The sequence below is a fragment of the Deinococcus misasensis DSM 22328 genome (assembly GCF_000745915.1).
GTDB classification, from domain to species: domain Bacteria; phylum Deinococcota; class Deinococci; order Deinococcales; family Deinococcaceae; genus Deinococcus_C; species Deinococcus_C misasensis.
Map to the genome: position 1 here is coordinate 15,891 of NZ_JQKG01000013.1, position 17,383 is coordinate 33,273.

Here is a 17,383-nt window from a genome sequence, read left to right on the forward strand (position 1 = left end):
CCTCTGGGGGAAGTTTTGTTCTCTTGCACAACAAAGTGGCCTTTTCGTGGTGCACTTTCGTAATGAAACTGTAATGCTGTCGTCTGCAAAACATTGGACCCAGACAAGCTTTTGTCGTTTAAACAGGGACTATGCACGGTCAAATGACAATGCTATGATCTGAGTTGTAGGCAAAAATCACTGGCGTAAGAAGCAAGCAATCTCTACGCACCCAAGTCGCCCGAGGACATTCACGGGTGAGAGCATGGGGGAGGAAAACAACATGGCAGACGTTATCTTAGAGAAGGTCTACAAGCGCTACGGCAAAGTCACTGCAGTCACCGATTTCAACCTGCACATCCATGACCGCGAGTTCATGGTGTTCGTCGGTCCCTCGGGCTGCGGAAAATCCACCACCCTGCGGATGATCGCCGGTCTGGAGGACATCTCTGACGGCACCCTGCGCATTGGCGACCGTGTGATGAACGACGTTCCCCCCAAGGACCGCGACATCGCCATGGTGTTCCAGAACTACGCACTTTACCCCCACATGAACGTGTACGAAAATATGGCTTTCGGTCTGCGTCTGCGCAAAACCCCCAAAGCCGAAATCGACAAGCGTGTGCGTGAAGCTGCCAAGATTCTGCAAATCGAGCACCTGCTGGACCGCAAACCCAAGGAACTCTCCGGAGGTCAGCGTCAGCGTGTGGCTCTGGGACGCGCCATCGTGCGTGAACCCAAAGTGTTCCTCATGGACGAGCCCCTTTCCAACCTGGACGCCAAGCTCCGTGTGGAAATGCGCTCCCAGATCTCCAAGCTCCACCGTCGTCTGGGCGCCACTGTGATTTACGTGACCCACGATCAGGTTGAGGCCATGACCATGGGTACCCGCATCGTCGTGATGCGTGACGGCGTGATCCAGCAAGTGGACACCCCCCTGAACCTGTACGACAACCCCAAAAACAAATTCGTGGCCGGATTCATCGGCAGCCCTTCCATGAACTTTGCTACGGCCACCGTGCAAGGCGGACGTTTCACCGGTCAGGGCTTTGCCATCCTGCCTGCCGGCGGTCTTGCCCAGTCCCTGCGTGGTTACGAAGGCAAACAAGTGTGGATGGGCATCCGCCCCGAGCACATTGGCATGAAGGGTTACACCTCCATTCCTGAAGACGCCACCAACGTGATCCGCGCCACCGTCGAAGTTGTGGAGCCCCTTGGCGCCCAGACCGACGTGATCGTGGACCTCGGGGGCCAAACCCTGATCGCCAAAGTGGACGGACACGCTCCTGTGCGCCCCGGTGATCAAGTTGAACTGCTCGTGGACCGCAGCCGCCTGTATGCCTTTGACATGCAGACCGAACTGGCCCTGACCCGCTAAATCTAGAAGCAAAAAGCAGACCACCGTTTTGCGGTGGTCTGCTTTTTGTTTGCCGAGGGCTTGAAAAGCGAAAGCTTTTGGGGCGAGGCACGCCCCGCCCCTACACCCGTCCCCCTGACCATCTCTGTGAGGTATTGCAGGATGCTCTCGGCTCCAATACTTTCCAAATGGCAACTTTCTATACAAATTTTAACCAGTTGTGTTAAGCTGAAACAGCATTTGGAACCCCGTCTGGCAGTTCTTGAGCTTGATCAAAACACGCGTTCAGGACAGGAAAAGAAAACAGAGAGCTGTGCTAGAATGTCCCAAACCCGTTCACTCAAAGGAGTACCCATGAAGAAGACCGCTTTACTGTTAGGTGCCATTCTCCTCACCGCCACTGCTGGTGCGCGCACCTTCGACGAGATCAAAGCCTCTGGGACCATCAAAATCGCCACCGAAGGCGCATTCAAGCCGTTCAATTACTTCGAAGGCAAAAAACTGACGGGATTTGAAGTGGAAGTTGGCGATGCCATTGCCAAAAAACTCGGTCTGAAAGTCCAGTGGATCACCCAACCTTTTGACTCCCTGATCATTGGGGTCACCCAGAACCGCTATGACTTTGCCATTGCTTCTCACGGCATCAATGAAGAACGGGCCAAAGTGGTGGATTTCACCGATCCCCACTACTGCACGGGTGGACAGATCGTTTCCAAATCCCCCAACATCAAAACCGCTGCACAATTGAATGGCAAGCGGGTTGCTGTGCAGGTGGGCACCAGCTACCTGTCCAATGTGCAAAAAGTCAAAGGGGTGAAAGTCAAAACCTTCCCCAAAGACACCGATGCAGTGGCCGCTCTGGTGGCCGGTACAGTGGATGCTTGGGTGAGCGACAAATTTGTGGTGTTGGATGCCCAAAAAGCCAACCCCAAAGTGAAATGGCAACTCGGAGACCTCCTCTTCCAGGAGAAAATCGCCATGGTGGTCAACAAAGGCAATGACAGTGTGACAGAAGCCCTGAACGGTGCGTTGGCAGACATCATCAAGGATGGGACCTACGCCAAGATCAGCAAGAAATACTTCAACGCGGACGTTCGCTGCAAGTGAAATCCATCAGGCAGGAGGTTTTTGACAGGCCTCCTGCCTTTTTGATGTGCATATGAAACAGCAAAACACCACTTTAAACAACGCACTGTGGATGGTCGGTCTGGTGATCGCTTTTCCCATTGCTCTGATCTTCATTGGCTATGCAGTCAAAACCGTTCCAAGGTTGTTGGGGCTGGAATACGCAGAGCAGTTCGCCACCAATGCACAAATCTTTGTGGATGCCACGAAGACCACCCTGCTTCTGACTGTCACCTCGGGCGTGCTGGGAATCATGCTGGGCACCATCACTGGCATTGCCAAACTCAGTGGTTTTGCGCTGTTCCGATGGCTGGCGTCTTTTTATGTGTGGGTCTTTCGCGGAACCCCACTGATTGTGCAGATTCTGTTCGCTTTCAATGCCACACCCATTTTGTTCCCCAGTGTGGTCGATGTGCCTGACTTCGATTTCTATGCTCCCATGGTGGCTCTGGCCCTGAACCAGGGCGCATACAATGCAGAAGTGATTCGTGCTTCCATCCAGTCCATCCCCAGAGGACAGACGGAAGCTGCCCGTTCTTTGGGCCTCAGTGGCATTCAGGCCATGTGGTTGGTGATTTTGCCGCAAGCGGTCAGGGTTTCGATTCCGCCTCTGGTGAACAACGTGGTGTCTTTGCTGAAAGACACTTCTCTGGCAACTGTGGTGGGCACTTTTGAACTGGCCAATGCCATTGATCGCTTCAAGAGCCAGACGTTCCTGGTGATTCCTTCGTACCTCACCTCGGCTGCGATTTACCTGTTCCTGACCACCATCATGACCTTCTTCACCAACGAGTTGGAACGCCGCTTCCAGACCAAATCCAGATGAACTTTTCTTCAACCAGAGCCGCCCCATTGGGGGCGGTTTTTGCTTCTGACTGTAATCTGCTCAGCCTTCTTTCTTCTGCTTTGTGCCTTGTCCCCTCTACACTGAAACCATGCTCCCACCCCTGAGCCCCAACCCGAGCGATCCCCTGTACCGTCAGGTCTATCAGGCTTTGCGTGAAGCCATTCTGGCAGGTGCTTTGCCAGAGGGCAGCAAATTGCCCAGCAGCCGTGAATTTGCCCGCACCTGGGGGGTGGCCCGCAACACGGTTCTGGAGGCTTTTGAACTGCTGGAAATCGAGGGGTTCATTGAGACACGTCCGGCCAGTGGCACCTATGTGGCCCACAGTGTCAATCCAGAGGTGACCTTGCAGGTGCCTCCTCCAGCTTTGAAACTGACGGAATGGGCGACCCGAGCCCTGAAAACCCCCACCCGGCCAGCCTACAGTCAGGTGGATGTGGATTTTCGGCTGGGGAATGTTCCCAATGAGTTTTTTCCTGCAGAAGCGTGGGCCAGAGCCCTGCGAGAGCGCGCCAAAGCCCTGCAGGGTGGCCTCGGACAGTATGGAGATGAGCTGGGGCCTCTGGAAACCCGTGAGGCCATCTCAAGCTATCTGGCACGCGAGAGGGGGGTGAAGGCCACCGCAGGCATGGTCATGCTGTCCAGTGGATCACAGGGCAGTCTGGACGCTCTGGCAAGGGTCTTTCTGGAACCGGGCAAGACTGTGGTGATGGAAGATCCGGGTTATCTGGGGGCCAGACGGGTGTTTGAAGCCTCTGGTGCAGAGGTGATTTACCTGCCTGTTGATGAGGAGGGCCTCAACCCCGAGCACCTCCCTGAAAAGGCCGACCTGCTTTATGTGACCCCGGCCCATCAATTTCCCACAGGAGCCATTTTGCCTGCATCCCGACGCCTGAAAATTCTGGATTGGGCCAGAAGTGTTGGAGCGTGGATCATTGAAGACGATTACAACTCGGAGTTTCGATTTGACACCCGACCTCTGTCTGCCATGCACGGTTTGAATCCTGCACAGGTGATTTACGTCGGTACATTCTCCAAGAGCCTGTCTCCTGCGTTGCGCAGCGGCTTTCTGGTGGCCCCTGTTCCCATCATTGAGGTGCTTTCTGCAACCCGCTATCTGACCGACCGTCAACCGCCCACGCTGGACAGTCTGGCTCTGGCGGATTTTTTGCACTCTGGAGGCTTTGCACGTCACCTCAAAAAAACCAGAGGAATGATTCTGGAAAGGTACGAAACCCTGCTGGAGGCTCTGGAACAACACCTTCCAGCTTTGAAAGTGCCCACCACAGGGGCAGGGTTGCACATCTGCGCCCTTCTGCCAGACCAGTGGTCAGAGAACCATTTCAGGGAAGCCACTTTGCGTTCCAGAGTGGCTGTGGATTTTCTCAGCAGGTACGCCATGCACAGTGTGCAGAGTGGCCTGATTTTGAACTATGCCCACCTGAACCCCGAGCAGATCCAGAGGGGCATCCGGCAACTCGGGCAGGCGCTTTAAGAATCCTGCTGCTCTGAAAAATTGCGTTTGATTGGCGAGACATGGTAATTCTTGCTGGCGTGGTAGTGCTGGGCCAGCTTGTCCTCGACGGTGACTTCCTGAGCGGTGTACAGGTACCCGAGGAGTTCGTGGTCATTGCCGTAAATGGGCTGTTTGCGCAGCAGGTATTCCTTGTAACGTGTTCGCACATAGCGGTATTCACGCTCGGGTTCCCACTGGTTCTGGTCGGTGACAAAATCCTCACTGGAATAAAAAGCACTCAGGGCAGGACGTCCGATGTCTGCGGCTTCCAGCTTTTTGGCTTCCTCGTTCATCCAGGTGACCAGATCATCGGCATCCGTGACCATCACAGGATAGGGAACAAAGCGGATGGCACGCTCTGGCATGAAATACGGCGGATTCAGCAAACCTGCTTTTTCCACCAGCAAATGCAGGGTGAGCAGCACAGGGGTGAAGGTCAGGAACAGCACCAGAGCATCGTTGACATGGAAAACCCCGGCCATCAGGGGAGCCAGCAGGATCGGGCCAAAGGTCAGGCTGATCAGCAGAAAAACCGCGTACTTGCGGTGCTCTGGAAAGCTGATGGAAATGTTCTGCACCATCAGGAACACACAGACCCAACCCAGCATGGAAAGCCCATAAAAGACGTTCAGGAAGATGGTCTCTGAACTGGTCACCATCTGCCCGGTGAACATCACCCCGAGGATGTTCATGGAGGCAATCAGGGTGGTGACGGTGGTGATGCCGTAGGTGACCGTGTGCATCTGCTCTGGATGCTTGTGGTACACCGAATTGAAGGTTTGCAGAAGGGTGTAAGAGATCCGCCCGATGAATTGGGGAATGGCAATGAACAGCAACGTCAGGGCCGCTGCTGCCAGAGGGGTGTTTCCTGCATGCTGTGCCATGAACACCAGCACATTCATGAAGGCATAAAGGGCATACAGGCCTGCCAGATGGTGGGTTTGTGCCGTGCCTGAACTGCGCACGTAAAGCTGGGCTGCGAAACGGAGGGCGACCATTCCAAGTGCACTGACCAACAGCAGGTGAAGAACCATATGCTCCTCTGCAAGGGGGAATAAATGCAGTGTACTCCTGTGTAAGACAGCATAAAAGATCATGCCTTACCAAAAACATACTGAAGGGCAGAAGGCAGAACATTGTTACCACCGTAGGGGCGCAGCGTGCAAGTTCACCAATACGCGGTGAACTGTTCTGCACAAGAAGCGTGCTGCGCCCAATGGCAGGGATCTTTGTTGTGGATTGTAGGGGCGAGGCATGCCTCGCCGTTTGGAAATCTTCACCGATCAGCACAACAAAAAAACACCAGAGCAACTCTGGTGTTCAAGGATTGTTGAGATTCAAGGGTGGGAGTAAAAGGGCTCAAGCTGGACCAGTTTGCTGTGTTCCAGTTGTACGTTTTCCTTGATCAGGTCTTCGAGGGTGGTGTTGTAAAGCACATCCTTGATGGCATCTTCCACGCGCTTCCAGAGGCCTTCGGTGGCGCAACTGCCGGTTTTGGTGCAGGAGTCGGAGTCTTCGAGGCAACTGACCGGGGCCAGACTGCCTTCCATGGTGACCACCACATCCCATGCACGGATGTCTTTGGGGGCTCTGGAGAGCCTGTACCCACCGTGTGCACCCCGAACACTGCGGATGAACCCGGCACGGCGCAGGTTGGAGGCAATCTGTTCCAGATAGTGCTGGCTGATGTCCTGCTTGTCTGCCACATCTTTGAGGGGAACCGCCTGATTGGGGTTTTTGCCGATTTCAATCAGGGCACGCAGCCCGTACTGTGCTTTGGTTGAGATCCACATATCCTAAACACCACCTTAAACCCGTAAAATCCGTGCGTCAAGTACGGGTTTTTTTGGGAAGCACCGCTGCCACAAGGAAAAACAGCGCCTGAGAGAGGATGATCGTTGAGCCGGAAGGCACGTCGATCAGGTAAGACACCACAAGTCCAATGATACTGGCGAGAGCGGCCAGCAGGGCAGAGAGCAATGTCATCTGGTACAAAGTCCGGCTGCGAAGCCTTGCGGTTGCTGCTGGAATCACCAGAAAAGAGGCCACCATCACGATGCCAATCACTTTCACGCTGACCACCACGGTCACAGCCAGAACCACCGAAAGGAAATAGTTCAGGCCCTTGACGTTGACCCCATCCGAAGCAGCAAGCTCTGGATCGAAGGTGCTGTAGGCCAGTTGCTTCCAGGTGGTGGGCACCAGAAGCACCGTCAGGAGCAAGAGAACCCCGATCACCACCAGATCCGCAGTGCCCACACTCAGGATGCTGCCAAACAGGTAACTGAAGGCATCTGCGGTGTACTCCTTCTTCAGCCCCAAAAATAGCACACCCAGAGCCACCGACACAGCGAAGAAGATTCCGATTGCTGTGTCACCTTGCAGTTCGGTTTTTTCACGGAGGTAGGTGATGCCCAGACTGACCAGCACCGTGAAAGGCAAAGCCACCCAGAGCGGTGTCCAGCCAAGCAACAAGCCCAGAGACACCCCCCCAAAAGCAGCATGGGCCAGACCGTCGCCCAGAAAACTGAGGCCCCTCTGGACAATGAAGACCCCGTAGTAGCCGCACATCAAACCGATGATGATTCCGGCCATCAGGGCCCGTTGCAAAAAGGGGAGGGTCAGAAAATCCTGCACGATTTCCATCAGAGGGTCCTTTTGTGGTGGTGGCTGCCGTGACCGTATGCTCTGGACAGGCAATCTTCGCACAGGGCTGTGGAGGGATGACCACAACCGTACAGGGTGCGGTTCAGCACAATCACATAAGAGGCGTGGTAACGGGCCACATCAAAGTCGTGGGTGATCATGGCGATGGTGGCTCCGCTTTCCTTGCGGTAGGCTTCCAGCATGTGGTACATGTCCTTTTCGCCCAGAGCATCAATTCCAGTGGCGGGTTCGTCCAGCAGAATTAAAGAAGGTTTACGCACCAGAGCGCGGGCCAGATAGACCCTCTGGAGTTCTCCTCCAGAAAGCCTGCCCAGAGGACGCTCAGCCAGACGGTCTGCACCGACACGCTCCAAAGCTTGGGTGGCCAGTTTGCGTTCAGACGCCCGCAGGGGTCCCGGCCACGCCCTGCGCACCCCAGAGAGCACCAGTTCAATGGCCACCGCTGGAAAAGAGCGGTCAAAGGTTTTGATTTGCGGCACATAGCCGATTTGTGTGGGCGAACTGCCGGGTTTTTTGCCCAGCACTTTCACCTCGCCGGCCTCTGGGGTCACCAGACCCAATAGGGTTTTCATGAAGGTGCTTTTGCCTGCGCCGTTGGGTCCCACCACCGCCAGAAAAGCCCCTGTGGGCACCTGAAGGCTGAGGTTGTCCAGAGCCACGAAGTCCCCAAAACGGACCCGCAGTCCCTGTGTTTCTATGGCCATCTCCTGCATCAAGAGTTCAGTGTACTCCGATTGGCTCTGGCAAGAAAGGTATTGATAGACATTTATCATTAAGTTTCTGGGAGCAGGAAAGAGGTGCAGGTCTTGACGAACTCTGGAACCTTTAATAAGATGTTTGAGCTTACGGCAAGGGTAGTTAGCTCAGCGGTAGAGCGTCCGCCTTACAAGCGGAGGGTCGGGGGTTCAAATCCCTCACTGCCCACCAAATCAAAAGCGTGCCAAACACAACAAATCCCCTCAGAATGCTCTGGGGGGATTTGCTTTGACAGCCATCATGCAGCGATGCACTTTTTGAGCAGGAGTGAAGATCTGGAAAAACCTTTTCTGAAATTGCACCTGAGTTGATGTTTTGATGGAAGGTGTGTTCGACAATCTGAACTTTCCAATCAATCACAATCAGAAAGTAGACAAACCTTACATTGCAGTCAGGGCCAGATGTTGGAATTGCTCTGGCCCTTTGAAAGGAAAAAACATGAACAAAACCCCAGTTTTTGCCCTGCTTCTTTTGTTGGCTTCCTGTGCTCAAACTCCTGTCCTTGAAAGCCAGGATGCATCTGTGACAGAAGGTACACCTTTGCAAGTGCAGACCCACACCATCAAGCTGACTGGAACAGACTCTGTGAACGTCACCCCCACCGAATCCATCAAACCACAAGCTTGTTATGACATGAATGGAAATGGCCAATGCGATGATTTCCGCAACAACAGCATTTCTGCACGCAAATTGGGGGTCAATGCTTCATCAGAAGTGGTTTACCGCGAAAAATTCAGTTGTCGCACGGCTGTGCCTTGCAACTTCTCTGTGACCCGTTCCACTGGAGGGACAATCACAGTCACGGTCAATGCCGAGTACACAGCACCTGTGGCCAGTGCAGGAGTGACTTTGCAAGGTTCTTATACCTGGAACACCCAGGTTGGTGCAAGCATCAATTTGAACCCCTACACCTGTGCAGAGTACCGGGTGGTGATGAATTATGACAACACAAGAGGAGATTATTCTGCAGACTTCTACGAGGAAGGCTTGATTGGAACGTATGGAGGGGTGTTCATTGGCAGGTTCAACATTCCTGGCAAATCCTGGAATGTGAAACGACCCACCATCGAAAACAAAGGTTTCTGGAGTGTTCGCTGCTGAATGGGCCACCTGTATCAAGAAACCCTCTGGATCAACCAGAGGGTTTCTTTGATGTGACGCCATCCATCGCTCAAATTTGATGAAAGCACAGGCAGTCTTACTTGTCTTCGTCCTCGAATTTGCCTTTGATGGAGTTGTTGGCTGTGGTCGCCACCACATCGTTGGTTTCAAGGTTGTAGCGGATCACCTCGGCGGTCAATTCCTCTTTGCCTTTGGTGGATTTCGCAGGATTCTGTGCCGTCCCACGCAAGATCGCCACATTGTCCTTCTCGCTGTACTCCACCTCTTCCGCAGAACTGACCCGGTCTCCGCTGTTCAGCTTCACGCTGCCCTTCATGACGGTGGTGTTCTTGTCCACATCCACCACCAGAGTCTGGCTGCTTCCGGTCAGTTTGCCGTCTTTCTGTTCCCGCTCGAATGTGATGGGGCCTTCGACTTTGGCCTGTCCGTCTTTCTCGTCGTAGACCAGTTTGCTGCCCGAGAGGAGGGTTTTGCCTTTGGTGACTTTGATGGCTCCAGCTTCCGCTTTGGGCGTGAGCTTGGGGCACCCAAAGTCGTCTTCTTCTTCGAGGGAGGCTGCACCACCGGACATTTCGAGGTGTCCGTCTCCGCCTTCTTTTTTGTCCATGACGGCCAGAGGGGCTTTGATCTGGTTGTCGTCAATGGTGGTGAGCACCGACGCTTCAGAAGGGTCAAAGAAGATGCCTCGGGTGGTCTCATCGGGATTGCAGAACAGGGCAAGGCCCGAGTCGTCGGGGCCTCGTTTGCTCATCACAATCAGTTTGTCGTTGCGCTCCAGAGAAAACGTCGGTGCTGTGTCCTCTTCCTGAGCGAGGACCATGGCACCGACGGCAAACAGAAGCAGGGAGGTGATGCGCTGGATGGGTTTCATTGACATTCACCTTCCATGCTCGGCATTTTCAAACTTCAAGAAAGCGAGATGCCTTACTTGAACTGGGCTTCGGAGAATTCGACTTTGCCTTTGAACAGACGCACGGTGTTCTTGTCGGTGTTCTGTTCAAGGGTGCCCCCAGAGATGGTGGCTTTGGTTTTGGCATTGTAGCTCTTGGCGGGAGCACCCAGCACAATTGCGCGGTTGGCTTTGTCGTCGTAATAAACGGTGGTTCCGGTGGTGGTGATGTCACCGTCCACGAGTTTCACGTTGCCTTTGACCAGCAGCAGTTTTTGTTTGTCGTTGGTCAGCACTCGGGCTTCGGTGCCGGTGATCACCAGTTTGTTGTCTTTGGCGTCTTTGGGGTTCTTGGTGAGTTGCACGTTGCCGGTCAGGATGCCCAACTCTTTTTTCTCGTCAAAGACCAGTTTGTCGCTGTTTCCGGTCTGGCGTCCGGTGACCAGACTGACTTTGCCTGTGGAGGTGGAGATGTTGGTGTCCACATCGAAGGACATCTGGTTCGCTTTAACGTTTACAGCATCGTCGCCTTCTTTTTCAGGAGCGAAAACGCTGGTGGCTGGGCCTTTCAGGACGCCCTGACCGGTCTCTTCGGAGTAGGTCAGGCTGGGGCCTTCAGCAGAGAGGCGTCCACGCAGCACTTTCACGCTGTTGGTGAATTCTGCGGTGCGCAGACCTGCTGCTTCGGTCATGGCTTTCCCTGCTGGGGCAGAGAACACAGCGTTCAGACTGGTGATTTGCAGGTTGCTGACCTGGGCTTTGATGGGTTCGCTGGCGCTGCCCGTGAAGGTGTAAGGCCCATTTCTCACATCACCTTTGAAGGTGTCAGAAGCGAATTTCAGAAGTCTCTGCTCTTTGCCGTCTGCGGCCAGAGCGCTCACGCCCAGAAGGGCTACTGCCAACCATGCCTTTTTCATGTTCAATCCTCCGGTTTTTCAACAATCTCACCGTTCACGCACTGCTCGGGGGCATCAAGGTCACTGACGAACTCGGGTTTGTTCACCAAAGTGTCAGGTCCGAGGTCAAAAGGAGCGTCGATGGCTTTTCCGACCATGTTGGTGTTTGCGGAACGCCAGACCAGCCCTTCGCCTTTGATGCCACTTTGCTGCTCAATGCGAACGTTTTTCTGGATTGTGAGTGTGGTGCACTGTTTAGGGATATACAGGACAGCCTGTTTCATGTGCAAGTCATCTGTCCGATCAATTTCAATCCCAGGTGCAGTGATGGTCATGTCCAGCTCGCCTTTCACCATGCGCTTCCCGGTCTGCACGCCCGAGAGGGTGGATTTTCCCTCGATGGGATCGTACTGGATGCGGTCACTCTGGAACTCCCACACGGCGTTTGGGTCCTGCTGGGGGTACAGTTTCATGCTGACTCCCGTCAGGGTGACCCCTTGCGCTGCTTGGACTGCCGGAGATGGCAGCAAAGCCAGAACCAGACCCAGAACCAGCAGCATCAGGAGTGCCCAGGAAGCATAGCGTAGCAAGATGTTTTAACCTCCGATACGTAGTGTCCTTGATCGTGACATGAAAAGCGTGAAGTGCGCCTAAGGGTTTATCACCGTAATGCTCAGCACAATGGTTCCTTAATGTTGGAGCGCAGGGTTTTCAAAAGGGGCTCATTCCATCAGGGAAATACCGGATGAAAAGCAGAAGGCAGAAGGGCTTGTGAGATCAGGGTAAGCGCAAAGTCACTAGTAGGGCAATACCAACACCAAGAGCCATCAGCCGTCAGCGATCAGCAGTCAGCAATAAAGGACAGTTTTCTGGCTGCCTGTTGAACGGAAAGTCTGAGTGGCTTTTTGTTTTGCTGTTTGCAAAAGCCTTTTGGTGAGCTTTTTGCTGAACGCTGATGGCTGATCGCTGAACGCTTTTTCAAGTGACATGCCAAAAGTCAGACTTTGTGCTTACCCTGCTTGTGAGATCTGCTGCAAGGCAGGTGTTCTTTTGCTCAGGTAAAATACCCTGATGATTGACACCCACTGTCACCTCGATTACCTCGATGATCCCTTGCAGGCTCTGGACGAACTGGGCCTTTCCAGAGTGGTGGCCATTGGTGCCGATCCGGTTCATGCCCGCAATGTGATCCAGCTCAGCGAACAGGACAGCCGAATTTACACGGTGGTGGGTCTCCATCCCACCGATGCTTTGCAGGATTCCCCAGAGGTGCGTGCAGATCTGGAAGCTCTGGGCAAGCATCCCCGTGTGGTTGGGGTGGGGGAGACCGGGCTGGATTATTACTGGGATGCTGCTCCCAGAGAGGTGCAAATGGCAACTTTTGAATGGCAGTTGGACTGGGCCAGACGCACGGACCGTCCGGTGGTCATCCACACCAGAGACAAACAGAATCGCGAGCAAGCCAGTCTGGATTGTGCCGAGGTCCTGAAAAACGCTGGTTGGCACAAAGGCATCTTGCACTGTTGCAACGGCCACATGGGCCTGATTGAAGCGGGTCTGGAATTGGGTTTTCATGTGTCTTTTGCTGGCAATGTGACCTATAAGAATGCCCATGACCTCAGGGAGGCTGCGAAACAGGTGCCTCTGGACCGCATTCTGGTGGAAACCGATGCCCCTTTTCTGGCTCCCATGCCCAATCGGGGCAAACCCAACCGTCCGGGGTACACCCGGTACACCTTGCAGTTTCTGGCAGAATTTCTGGGTCTCTCGGAACAGGAATTTGAAGACATCACCGTTCGCAATGCCTCCACGGTGTACCAATTGCCATGAGCACACCACAATGCTTGCTGAAAAATCGCTTGATGGAAAAGCCATCTTGCTGAAAAATCGGCTACCATGTGGATGAAATGGCCAACGTCGAAGCTGCAGAACGCATCAAAGTGAACGGCAATCCCCAGAAGGTCTACGAGGCTTTCATGGATTTTGAGAATTACAAAGGGTGGTGGCCTGCCAAATGGGAATTCACCCTGATCAAAGGCGGCAATGTTGGGGCAGAGGTGATGCTGGTCCGGGGCAACATCCGCCTGATGCTGACCGTGGTGGATGTGCGTCCGGGTCGCGAAATGCAACTCCTTGTTGAAGGGGATTTGCATGGTCGGGCGACCTTCAAATTTGAGTATCAGGGCGGTCAGACCGAACTGAATTACCAGATGAGCCTGAAACCGCGCTCCATGAGCCTGTTGATCCTGTCCAATGTGGTGCCTTATGGCAAGCAACTTGAAAAAGCGATCCGCGATGCGGTGGAAACCCTGAACGGACAGCTGCCTTCCCGCTCTTAATCACCAAACTTGAGCTGAATACACTCACATCTTGTGTTCAAGCTATTGACACATGAATGAGTGAGGTTATAATAGCTACTGGAGTTGGTTGACACTCAAGCCTGAATCCCACCTGAGAAATCCTCGGGATGGTCTCAAACGGCAAAAAGTCGACCAGCGTACTCACCTAAATTTTTTCTGGAGGTTCATCCATGCTGAAACCCATCGGAGATCGTGTCGTGATCGAACTGGTGCAAGAAGCCCCCACCACCCGCGGTGGAATCGTCCTGCCTGACAGCGCCAAAGAAAAACCTGTTCGTGGCAAAGTTGTGGCTGTGGGCGCAGGCAAAGTGCTCGACAACGGCACCCGCGTTCCTGTGGATGTCAAAGAAGGCGACATCGTGGTGTTCGCCAAGTACGGTGGAACCACCATCGAACTCGAAGGCACCGAATACACCATCCTCAACGAGCGCGACATCCTCGCTGTCGTCGAGTGATCGTAGAACATCAGTCAACCTTCTTGAATCCGGGTTTTTGACCCTGAACCTTCCCTTCAGCAAAGGAGTTTCCCATGCCCAAACAACTGATTTTTGACGAACAGGCCCGTCGTTCCCTGGAACGCGGCGTGAACGCTGTAGCCAACGCTGTGAAAGTGACCCTTGGCCCCCGTGGTCGCAACGTGGTCATCGAGAAAAAATTTGGCAGCCCCACCATCACCAAAGACGGTGTGACCGTGGCCAAAGAAGTTGAACTCGAGGACAAACTCGAGAACATCGGCGCTCAGCTGCTCAAAGAAGTGGCCTCCAAAACCAACGACATCACCGGTGACGGTACCACCACCGCCACTGTGCTGGGTCAGGCCATCATCAAAGAAGGTCTGCGCAACGTTGTGGCCGGAGCCAACCCCCTTGCTCTGAAACGCGGCATTGAAAAAGCTGTTGCTGCTGCCGTTGAAGAAATCCAGCGTCTGGCTGTGCCTGTCGAAGACAGCAAAGCCATCCAGGAAGTGGCTGGTATTTCCGCCAACGACGCCGAAATCGGCAAGGAAATCGCCGACGCCATGGACCGCGTGGGCAAAGAAGGCGTGATCACCGTGGAAGAATCCCGTGGTCTGGCCACCGAAGTGGACGTTGTGGAAGGCATGCAGTTCGACAAGGGCTACATCTCCCCCTACTTCGTCACCAGCCCTGACAGCATGGAAGCTGTGCTGGAAGAAGCCTTCATCCTGATCAACGAGAAGAAAATCGCTGCCCTGAAAGACCTGCTGCCTGTTCTGGAGCGCGTTGCCCAGACCGGCCGCCCCCTCGTGATCATCGCTGAAGACCTCGAAGGTGAAGCGCTGGCCACCCTGGTGCTCAACAAACTGCGTGGCACCCTGAACATTGCTGCCGTCAAAGCCCCCGGCTTTGGTGACCGCCGCAAAGAAATGCTCAAAGACATCGCTGCCGTCACCGGTGGTGTGGTGATCTCCGAAGAGCTGGGCTACAAGCTGGAAAACACCACCCTCGACATGCTGGGCCGCTCCAAGCGCATCCGCATCAGCAAAGACAACACCACCATCATTGACGGTTACGGCAAGCAAGCCGAAATCGATGCCCGAGTGAACGCCATCAAAGCCGAACTTGAGAGCACCGACAGCGACTACGCCCGTGAAAAACTGCAAGAGCGTCTGGCCAAACTGGCTGGCGGTGTGGCCGTGATTCGCGTGGGTGCTGCCACCGAAACCGAACTCAAAGAGAAGAAGCACCGCTACGAAGACGCCCTGTCCACCGCACGCAGTGCTGTGGAAGAAGGCATCGTGTCCGGTGGGGGCACCACCTTGCTCCGCGTGATTCCTGCTGTGCGCAACCTCGCTGACACCCTGCAAGGGGACGAAGCCACCGGTGCACGCATCCTGCTGCGCGCTCTGGAAGAGCCCGCCCGTCAAATCGCTTTCAACGCTGGCTACGAAGGCAGCGTGATTGTGAACACCGTGCTGAACAACGCTGAACCCCGTTACGGCTTCAACGCTGCCACCGGTGAGTTCGTGGAAGACATGATTGCCGCTGGCATCGTGGACCCCGCCAAAGTGACCCGCACCGCCCTGCAAAACGCTGCCTCCATCGGCAGCCTGGTGCTGACCACCGAAGCCATCATCGCCGACAAGCCCGAGCCCAAAGGCGCTCCTGCTCCCGCTGGCGCACCTGACATGGGTGGCATGGACTTCTAAACATCCTCTGGATGCTTTGCCCCTTCTTCGGAAGGGGTTTTTCTTTTTGAGGTACAGTGCAGAAAGCATTTTAATCTGTATCTAAAAGCATGACTCAATTATGCTAGAATCATAATATGAAATGGGATGGCTTGAAGGAAATCTATGATTTTGTGTTGCAAATGGAGCGAATTTTCACGCCCAATGATCCTTGTCAAATCATCAATCTGGCTCGGGCAAGTGCAGAAAGAATAGGAGCCTTGGAGTCGTTTGAACGGATCAATCCAGAGGATTTCATGACCTTTTCCGAAGACATGAAGGTCTGGATTGATGTTGCTCTGGTCTCCTGTGAGGTGCGAGGATTCAAAGCCCTTTGTTTTGAATATGATCTTGACAACGATTGGAGTTCACATTTTTCCTATTACCATCAAGACCCTACAGAGGATCAGGACGGTTTCTGTGACCATCAAGGAGGTCTTTCTTTGGGCCGCTGGTCAGAAATTGGAAAGTATTATTCTGACTTTGCCACGACACCCAAGGATGCTGCTCGAACCATCGGACTTGTTGCGTATACGGTCTCCATTTTTGCCCAGCACCTTTTCATCCATCAGAAGAGATTGGATCAATTGAATTTGAGAATTTTTGTCGGTTTTCATGATCAGAGTCCCGTCACAAGACTGTACTGAGCGTCATCTGAAATTTACTCACCCTCTTCATACACATCATGTGTATGTTGCTCAACAATGCATGGCTTGAGGGGTGTCTTTTTTCAATCTTCCTTTCTGATTCTGCTCTGGTTCTTGCTGGAAACCCGAGCAGAAACCCATTGGGTGTTCACTTTGCTGGCCTCTGTGCCACCCCATGTTTTTGTTCTTCCAACGGCTCTGGTCATTCTGGTGGGCCTCTTCAAAAAACGCTGGAAGGCTTTGCTCTGGCAAGGGCTGCCCTTGCTGCTCTGGCTTTTTTTGCTGATGGGACTGCAATTGCACCCACCGCGTCCAGAAACATCCAACAAGGTCAGGGTCATGACGTGGAATGTGCATGGAGGACTGGCAGGATTGGAACCGCTTTTGAGCACCATCCAGCACATTCAACCAGAGGTTCTCTGTTTGCAGGAGGCACGCATCACAGGGCCTCAGATCTGGACGGTCTTGCAGAAGCAGGATCAACGCTGGCAGATGGCCCAAGTGGGAGAACTGGTCATTTTGAGCCGCTTTCCAGTGGTTCAAAAACGCTGGCTGGAATTTCCCAACTCATTTCACACGGCGCTTGAAGCCACGCTGCAGTTGCCCGAGCAGGCCCTCTCTGTGGTGACGGTGCATCTGGACAGGCACCGTCTGGGACCCACCGCCTGGGACCAGAGGATGGGGCGCACCCTTGAGGAACGCACCCACAGGGTCAGTGGCATCCGTCAGGATGGGGTGGATGTGGTGCTGAAGTCTCAAGGGCAGGCACAGCAGCAAAAACAGGCTTTTCTGGCTTGCGGAGATTTCAACATGCCCCCTCTGGGTCCGTTGTACCGCCAGTTGGAAGACCGTTTGGACAACGCCTTCGCCCATTCAGGACTGGGGTTTGGGTTCACTTGGAATGCTTCTTTGAAGTTGTACAGGATTGATCACCTCTGGTTCTCGCCTGACGTTCAGACGCTCAAAACATGGGTGGAGGAGAGCAAAGGCTCGGACCATTTGCCTGTGGTGACCGATTTGCAACTGCAACCGTAACCCAT

General features: G+C 54.0%; 18 protein-coding genes and 1 tRNA gene. 12 read left to right on the forward strand and 7 right to left on the reverse strand.

Features of this window, described 5'->3' with window-relative positions:
* Nucleotides 1–262: 262 nt before the first annotated feature.
* The 4 genes from Q371_RS10000 to pdxR all read left to right on the forward strand — a co-directional run bounded on the left by Q371_RS10000 (nt 263) and on the right by pdxR (nt 4,800).
* Nucleotides 263–1,357, forward strand: coding sequence for an ABC transporter ATP-binding protein (locus Q371_RS10000; protein ID WP_034339962.1), 1,095 nt, complete (start codon nt 263–265; stop codon nt 1,355–1,357).
* Nucleotides 1,358–1,690: 333 nt separating this feature from the next.
* Entirely contained in the window at nt 1,691–2,443 is a 753-nt protein-coding gene (locus Q371_RS10005; RefSeq protein ID WP_034339734.1) for an ABC transporter substrate-binding protein, read from the forward strand.
* Between the two features lie 52 nt (nt 2,444–2,495).
* The gene (locus tag Q371_RS10010) at nt 2,496–3,287 is read left to right on the forward strand and encodes an amino acid ABC transporter permease (RefSeq protein ID WP_034339737.1); all 792 of its coding nucleotides are present in this window, start codon (nt 2,496–2,498) and stop codon (nt 3,285–3,287) included.
* Between the two features lie 109 nt (nt 3,288–3,396).
* The gene (pdxR, locus tag Q371_RS10015; RefSeq protein ID WP_034339740.1) at nt 3,397–4,800 is read left to right on the forward strand and encodes a MocR-like pyridoxine biosynthesis transcription factor PdxR; all 1,404 of its coding nucleotides are present in this window, start codon (nt 3,397–3,399) and stop codon (nt 4,798–4,800) included.
* Here the strand turns inward: pdxR and Q371_RS10020 are convergent.
* From Q371_RS10020 to Q371_RS10035, 4 genes are all read right to left on the reverse strand, one after another.
* The gene (locus Q371_RS10020) at nt 4,797–5,855 is read right to left on the reverse strand and encodes a transcriptional regulator (protein ID WP_034339755.1); all 1,059 of its coding nucleotides are present in this window, start codon (nt 5,853–5,855) and stop codon (nt 4,797–4,799) included. The genes pdxR and Q371_RS10020 overlap by 4 nt on opposite strands.
* A gap of 303 nt (nt 5,856–6,158) precedes the next feature.
* Entirely contained in the window at nt 6,159–6,614 is a 456-nt protein-coding gene (locus Q371_RS10025) for an RrF2 family transcriptional regulator (protein WP_034339760.1), read from the reverse strand.
* A gap of 37 nt (nt 6,615–6,651) precedes the next feature.
* Nucleotides 6,652–7,467 carry a metal ABC transporter permease gene (locus tag Q371_RS10030; RefSeq protein ID WP_157442629.1) on the reverse strand — a complete coding sequence of 272 codons (816 nt, stop codon included), beginning with the start codon at nt 7,465–7,467 and terminating at the stop codon, nt 6,652–6,654.
* Entirely contained in the window at nt 7,467–8,201 is a 735-nt protein-coding gene (locus tag Q371_RS10035) for a metal ABC transporter ATP-binding protein (RefSeq protein WP_034339763.1), read from the reverse strand. Before Q371_RS10035 ends, Q371_RS10030 begins: the two co-directional genes overlap by 1 nt.
* A gap of 139 nt (nt 8,202–8,340) precedes the next feature.
* Here Q371_RS10035 and Q371_RS10040 point away from each other — a divergent pair.
* A tRNA-Val gene (locus tag Q371_RS10040) sits at nt 8,341–8,415 on the forward strand.
* 351 nt (nt 8,416–8,766) lie between these two features.
* Complete coding sequence (locus tag Q371_RS10045) at nt 8,767–9,345, forward strand: hypothetical protein (RefSeq protein ID WP_157442630.1); 579 nt, start codon at nt 8,767–8,769, stop codon at nt 9,343–9,345.
* Between the two features lie 97 nt (nt 9,346–9,442).
* Here Q371_RS10045 and Q371_RS10050 read toward each other — a convergent pair whose 3' ends face one another.
* From Q371_RS10050 to Q371_RS25585, 3 genes are read right to left on the reverse strand one after another with little or no spacing between them, the layout of a single operon-like run.
* Nucleotides 9,443–10,237, reverse strand: coding sequence for an LptA/OstA family protein (locus Q371_RS10050; protein ID WP_051964000.1), 795 nt, complete (start codon nt 10,235–10,237; stop codon nt 9,443–9,445).
* A gap of 53 nt (nt 10,238–10,290) precedes the next feature.
* Complete coding sequence (locus tag Q371_RS10055) at nt 10,291–11,172, reverse strand: LptA/OstA family protein (protein ID WP_051964002.1); 882 nt, start codon at nt 11,170–11,172, stop codon at nt 10,291–10,293.
* 2 nt (nt 11,173–11,174) lie between these two features.
* The gene (locus tag Q371_RS25585) at nt 11,175–11,741 is read right to left on the reverse strand and encodes a hypothetical protein (protein WP_157442631.1); all 567 of its coding nucleotides are present in this window, start codon (nt 11,739–11,741) and stop codon (nt 11,175–11,177) included.
* A 481-nt stretch (nt 11,742–12,222) separates the two neighbouring features.
* Between Q371_RS25585 and Q371_RS10065 the strand changes: the two genes are divergently transcribed.
* From Q371_RS10065 to Q371_RS10090, 6 genes are all read left to right on the forward strand, one after another.
* Nucleotides 12,223–12,981, forward strand: a complete 759-nt coding sequence (locus tag Q371_RS10065) for a TatD family hydrolase (RefSeq protein WP_034339770.1) — start codon at nt 12,223–12,225, stop codon at nt 12,979–12,981.
* A gap of 77 nt (nt 12,982–13,058) precedes the next feature.
* Nucleotides 13,059–13,490: an SRPBCC family protein gene (locus Q371_RS10070; protein ID WP_034339774.1), complete on the forward strand. Its 432-nt coding sequence runs from the start codon at nt 13,059–13,061 to the stop codon at nt 13,488–13,490.
* A gap of 191 nt (nt 13,491–13,681) precedes the next feature.
* Nucleotides 13,682–13,966 carry a co-chaperone GroES gene (groES, locus tag Q371_RS10075; RefSeq protein ID WP_034339776.1) on the forward strand — a complete coding sequence of 95 codons (285 nt, stop codon included), beginning with the start codon at nt 13,682–13,684 and terminating at the stop codon, nt 13,964–13,966.
* A 74-nt stretch (nt 13,967–14,040) separates the two neighbouring features.
* Nucleotides 14,041–15,678, forward strand: coding sequence for a chaperonin GroEL (gene groL, locus Q371_RS10080; protein WP_034339778.1), 1,638 nt, complete (start codon nt 14,041–14,043; stop codon nt 15,676–15,678).
* A 116-nt stretch (nt 15,679–15,794) separates the two neighbouring features.
* The gene (locus tag Q371_RS10085; RefSeq protein ID WP_034339781.1) at nt 15,795–16,343 is read left to right on the forward strand and encodes a hypothetical protein; all 549 of its coding nucleotides are present in this window, start codon (nt 15,795–15,797) and stop codon (nt 16,341–16,343) included.
* Nucleotides 16,344–16,409: 66 nt separating this feature from the next.
* The gene (locus Q371_RS10090; protein WP_169743825.1) at nt 16,410–17,378 is read left to right on the forward strand and encodes an endonuclease/exonuclease/phosphatase family protein; all 969 of its coding nucleotides are present in this window, start codon (nt 16,410–16,412) and stop codon (nt 17,376–17,378) included.
* The last annotated feature ends 5 nt before the right edge of the window (nt 17,379–17,383 follow it).

Coding starts and splice junctions, on each gene's coding strand:
- Q371_RS10000 (WP_034339962.1), top strand. CDS start 263: ATGGCAGACGTTATCTTAGAGAAGGTCTACAAGCGCTACGGCAAAGTC.
- Q371_RS10005 (WP_034339734.1), top strand. CDS start 1,691: ATGAAGAAGACCGCTTTACTGTTAGGTGCCATTCTCCTCACCGCCACT.
- Q371_RS10010 (WP_034339737.1), top strand. CDS start 2,496: ATGAAACAGCAAAACACCACTTTAAACAACGCACTGTGGATGGTCGGT.
- pdxR (WP_034339740.1), top strand. CDS start 3,397: ATGCTCCCACCCCTGAGCCCCAACCCGAGCGATCCCCTGTACCGTCAG.
- Q371_RS10020 (WP_034339755.1), bottom strand. CDS start 5,855: ATGGTTCTTCACCTGCTGTTGGTCAGTGCACTTGGAATGGTCGCCCTC.
- Q371_RS10025 (WP_034339760.1), bottom strand. CDS start 6,614: ATGTGGATCTCAACCAAAGCACAGTACGGGCTGCGTGCCCTGATTGAA.
- Q371_RS10030 (WP_157442629.1), bottom strand. CDS start 7,467: ATGGAAATCGTGCAGGATTTTCTGACCCTCCCCTTTTTGCAACGGGCC.
- Q371_RS10035 (WP_034339763.1), bottom strand. CDS start 8,201: ATGCAGGAGATGGCCATAGAAACACAGGGACTGCGGGTCCGTTTTGGG.
- Q371_RS10050 (WP_051964000.1), bottom strand. CDS start 10,237: ATGAAACCCATCCAGCGCATCACCTCCCTGCTTCTGTTTGCCGTCGGT.
- Q371_RS10055 (WP_051964002.1), bottom strand. CDS start 11,172: ATGAAAAAGGCATGGTTGGCAGTAGCCCTTCTGGGCGTGAGCGCTCTG.
- Q371_RS10065 (WP_034339770.1), top strand. CDS start 12,223: ATGATTGACACCCACTGTCACCTCGATTACCTCGATGATCCCTTGCAG.
- Q371_RS10070 (WP_034339774.1), top strand. CDS start 13,059: ATGGCCAACGTCGAAGCTGCAGAACGCATCAAAGTGAACGGCAATCCC.
- groES (WP_034339776.1), top strand. CDS start 13,682: ATGCTGAAACCCATCGGAGATCGTGTCGTGATCGAACTGGTGCAAGAA.
- groL (WP_034339778.1), top strand. CDS start 14,041: ATGCCCAAACAACTGATTTTTGACGAACAGGCCCGTCGTTCCCTGGAA.
- Q371_RS10085 (WP_034339781.1), top strand. CDS start 15,795: ATGAAATGGGATGGCTTGAAGGAAATCTATGATTTTGTGTTGCAAATG.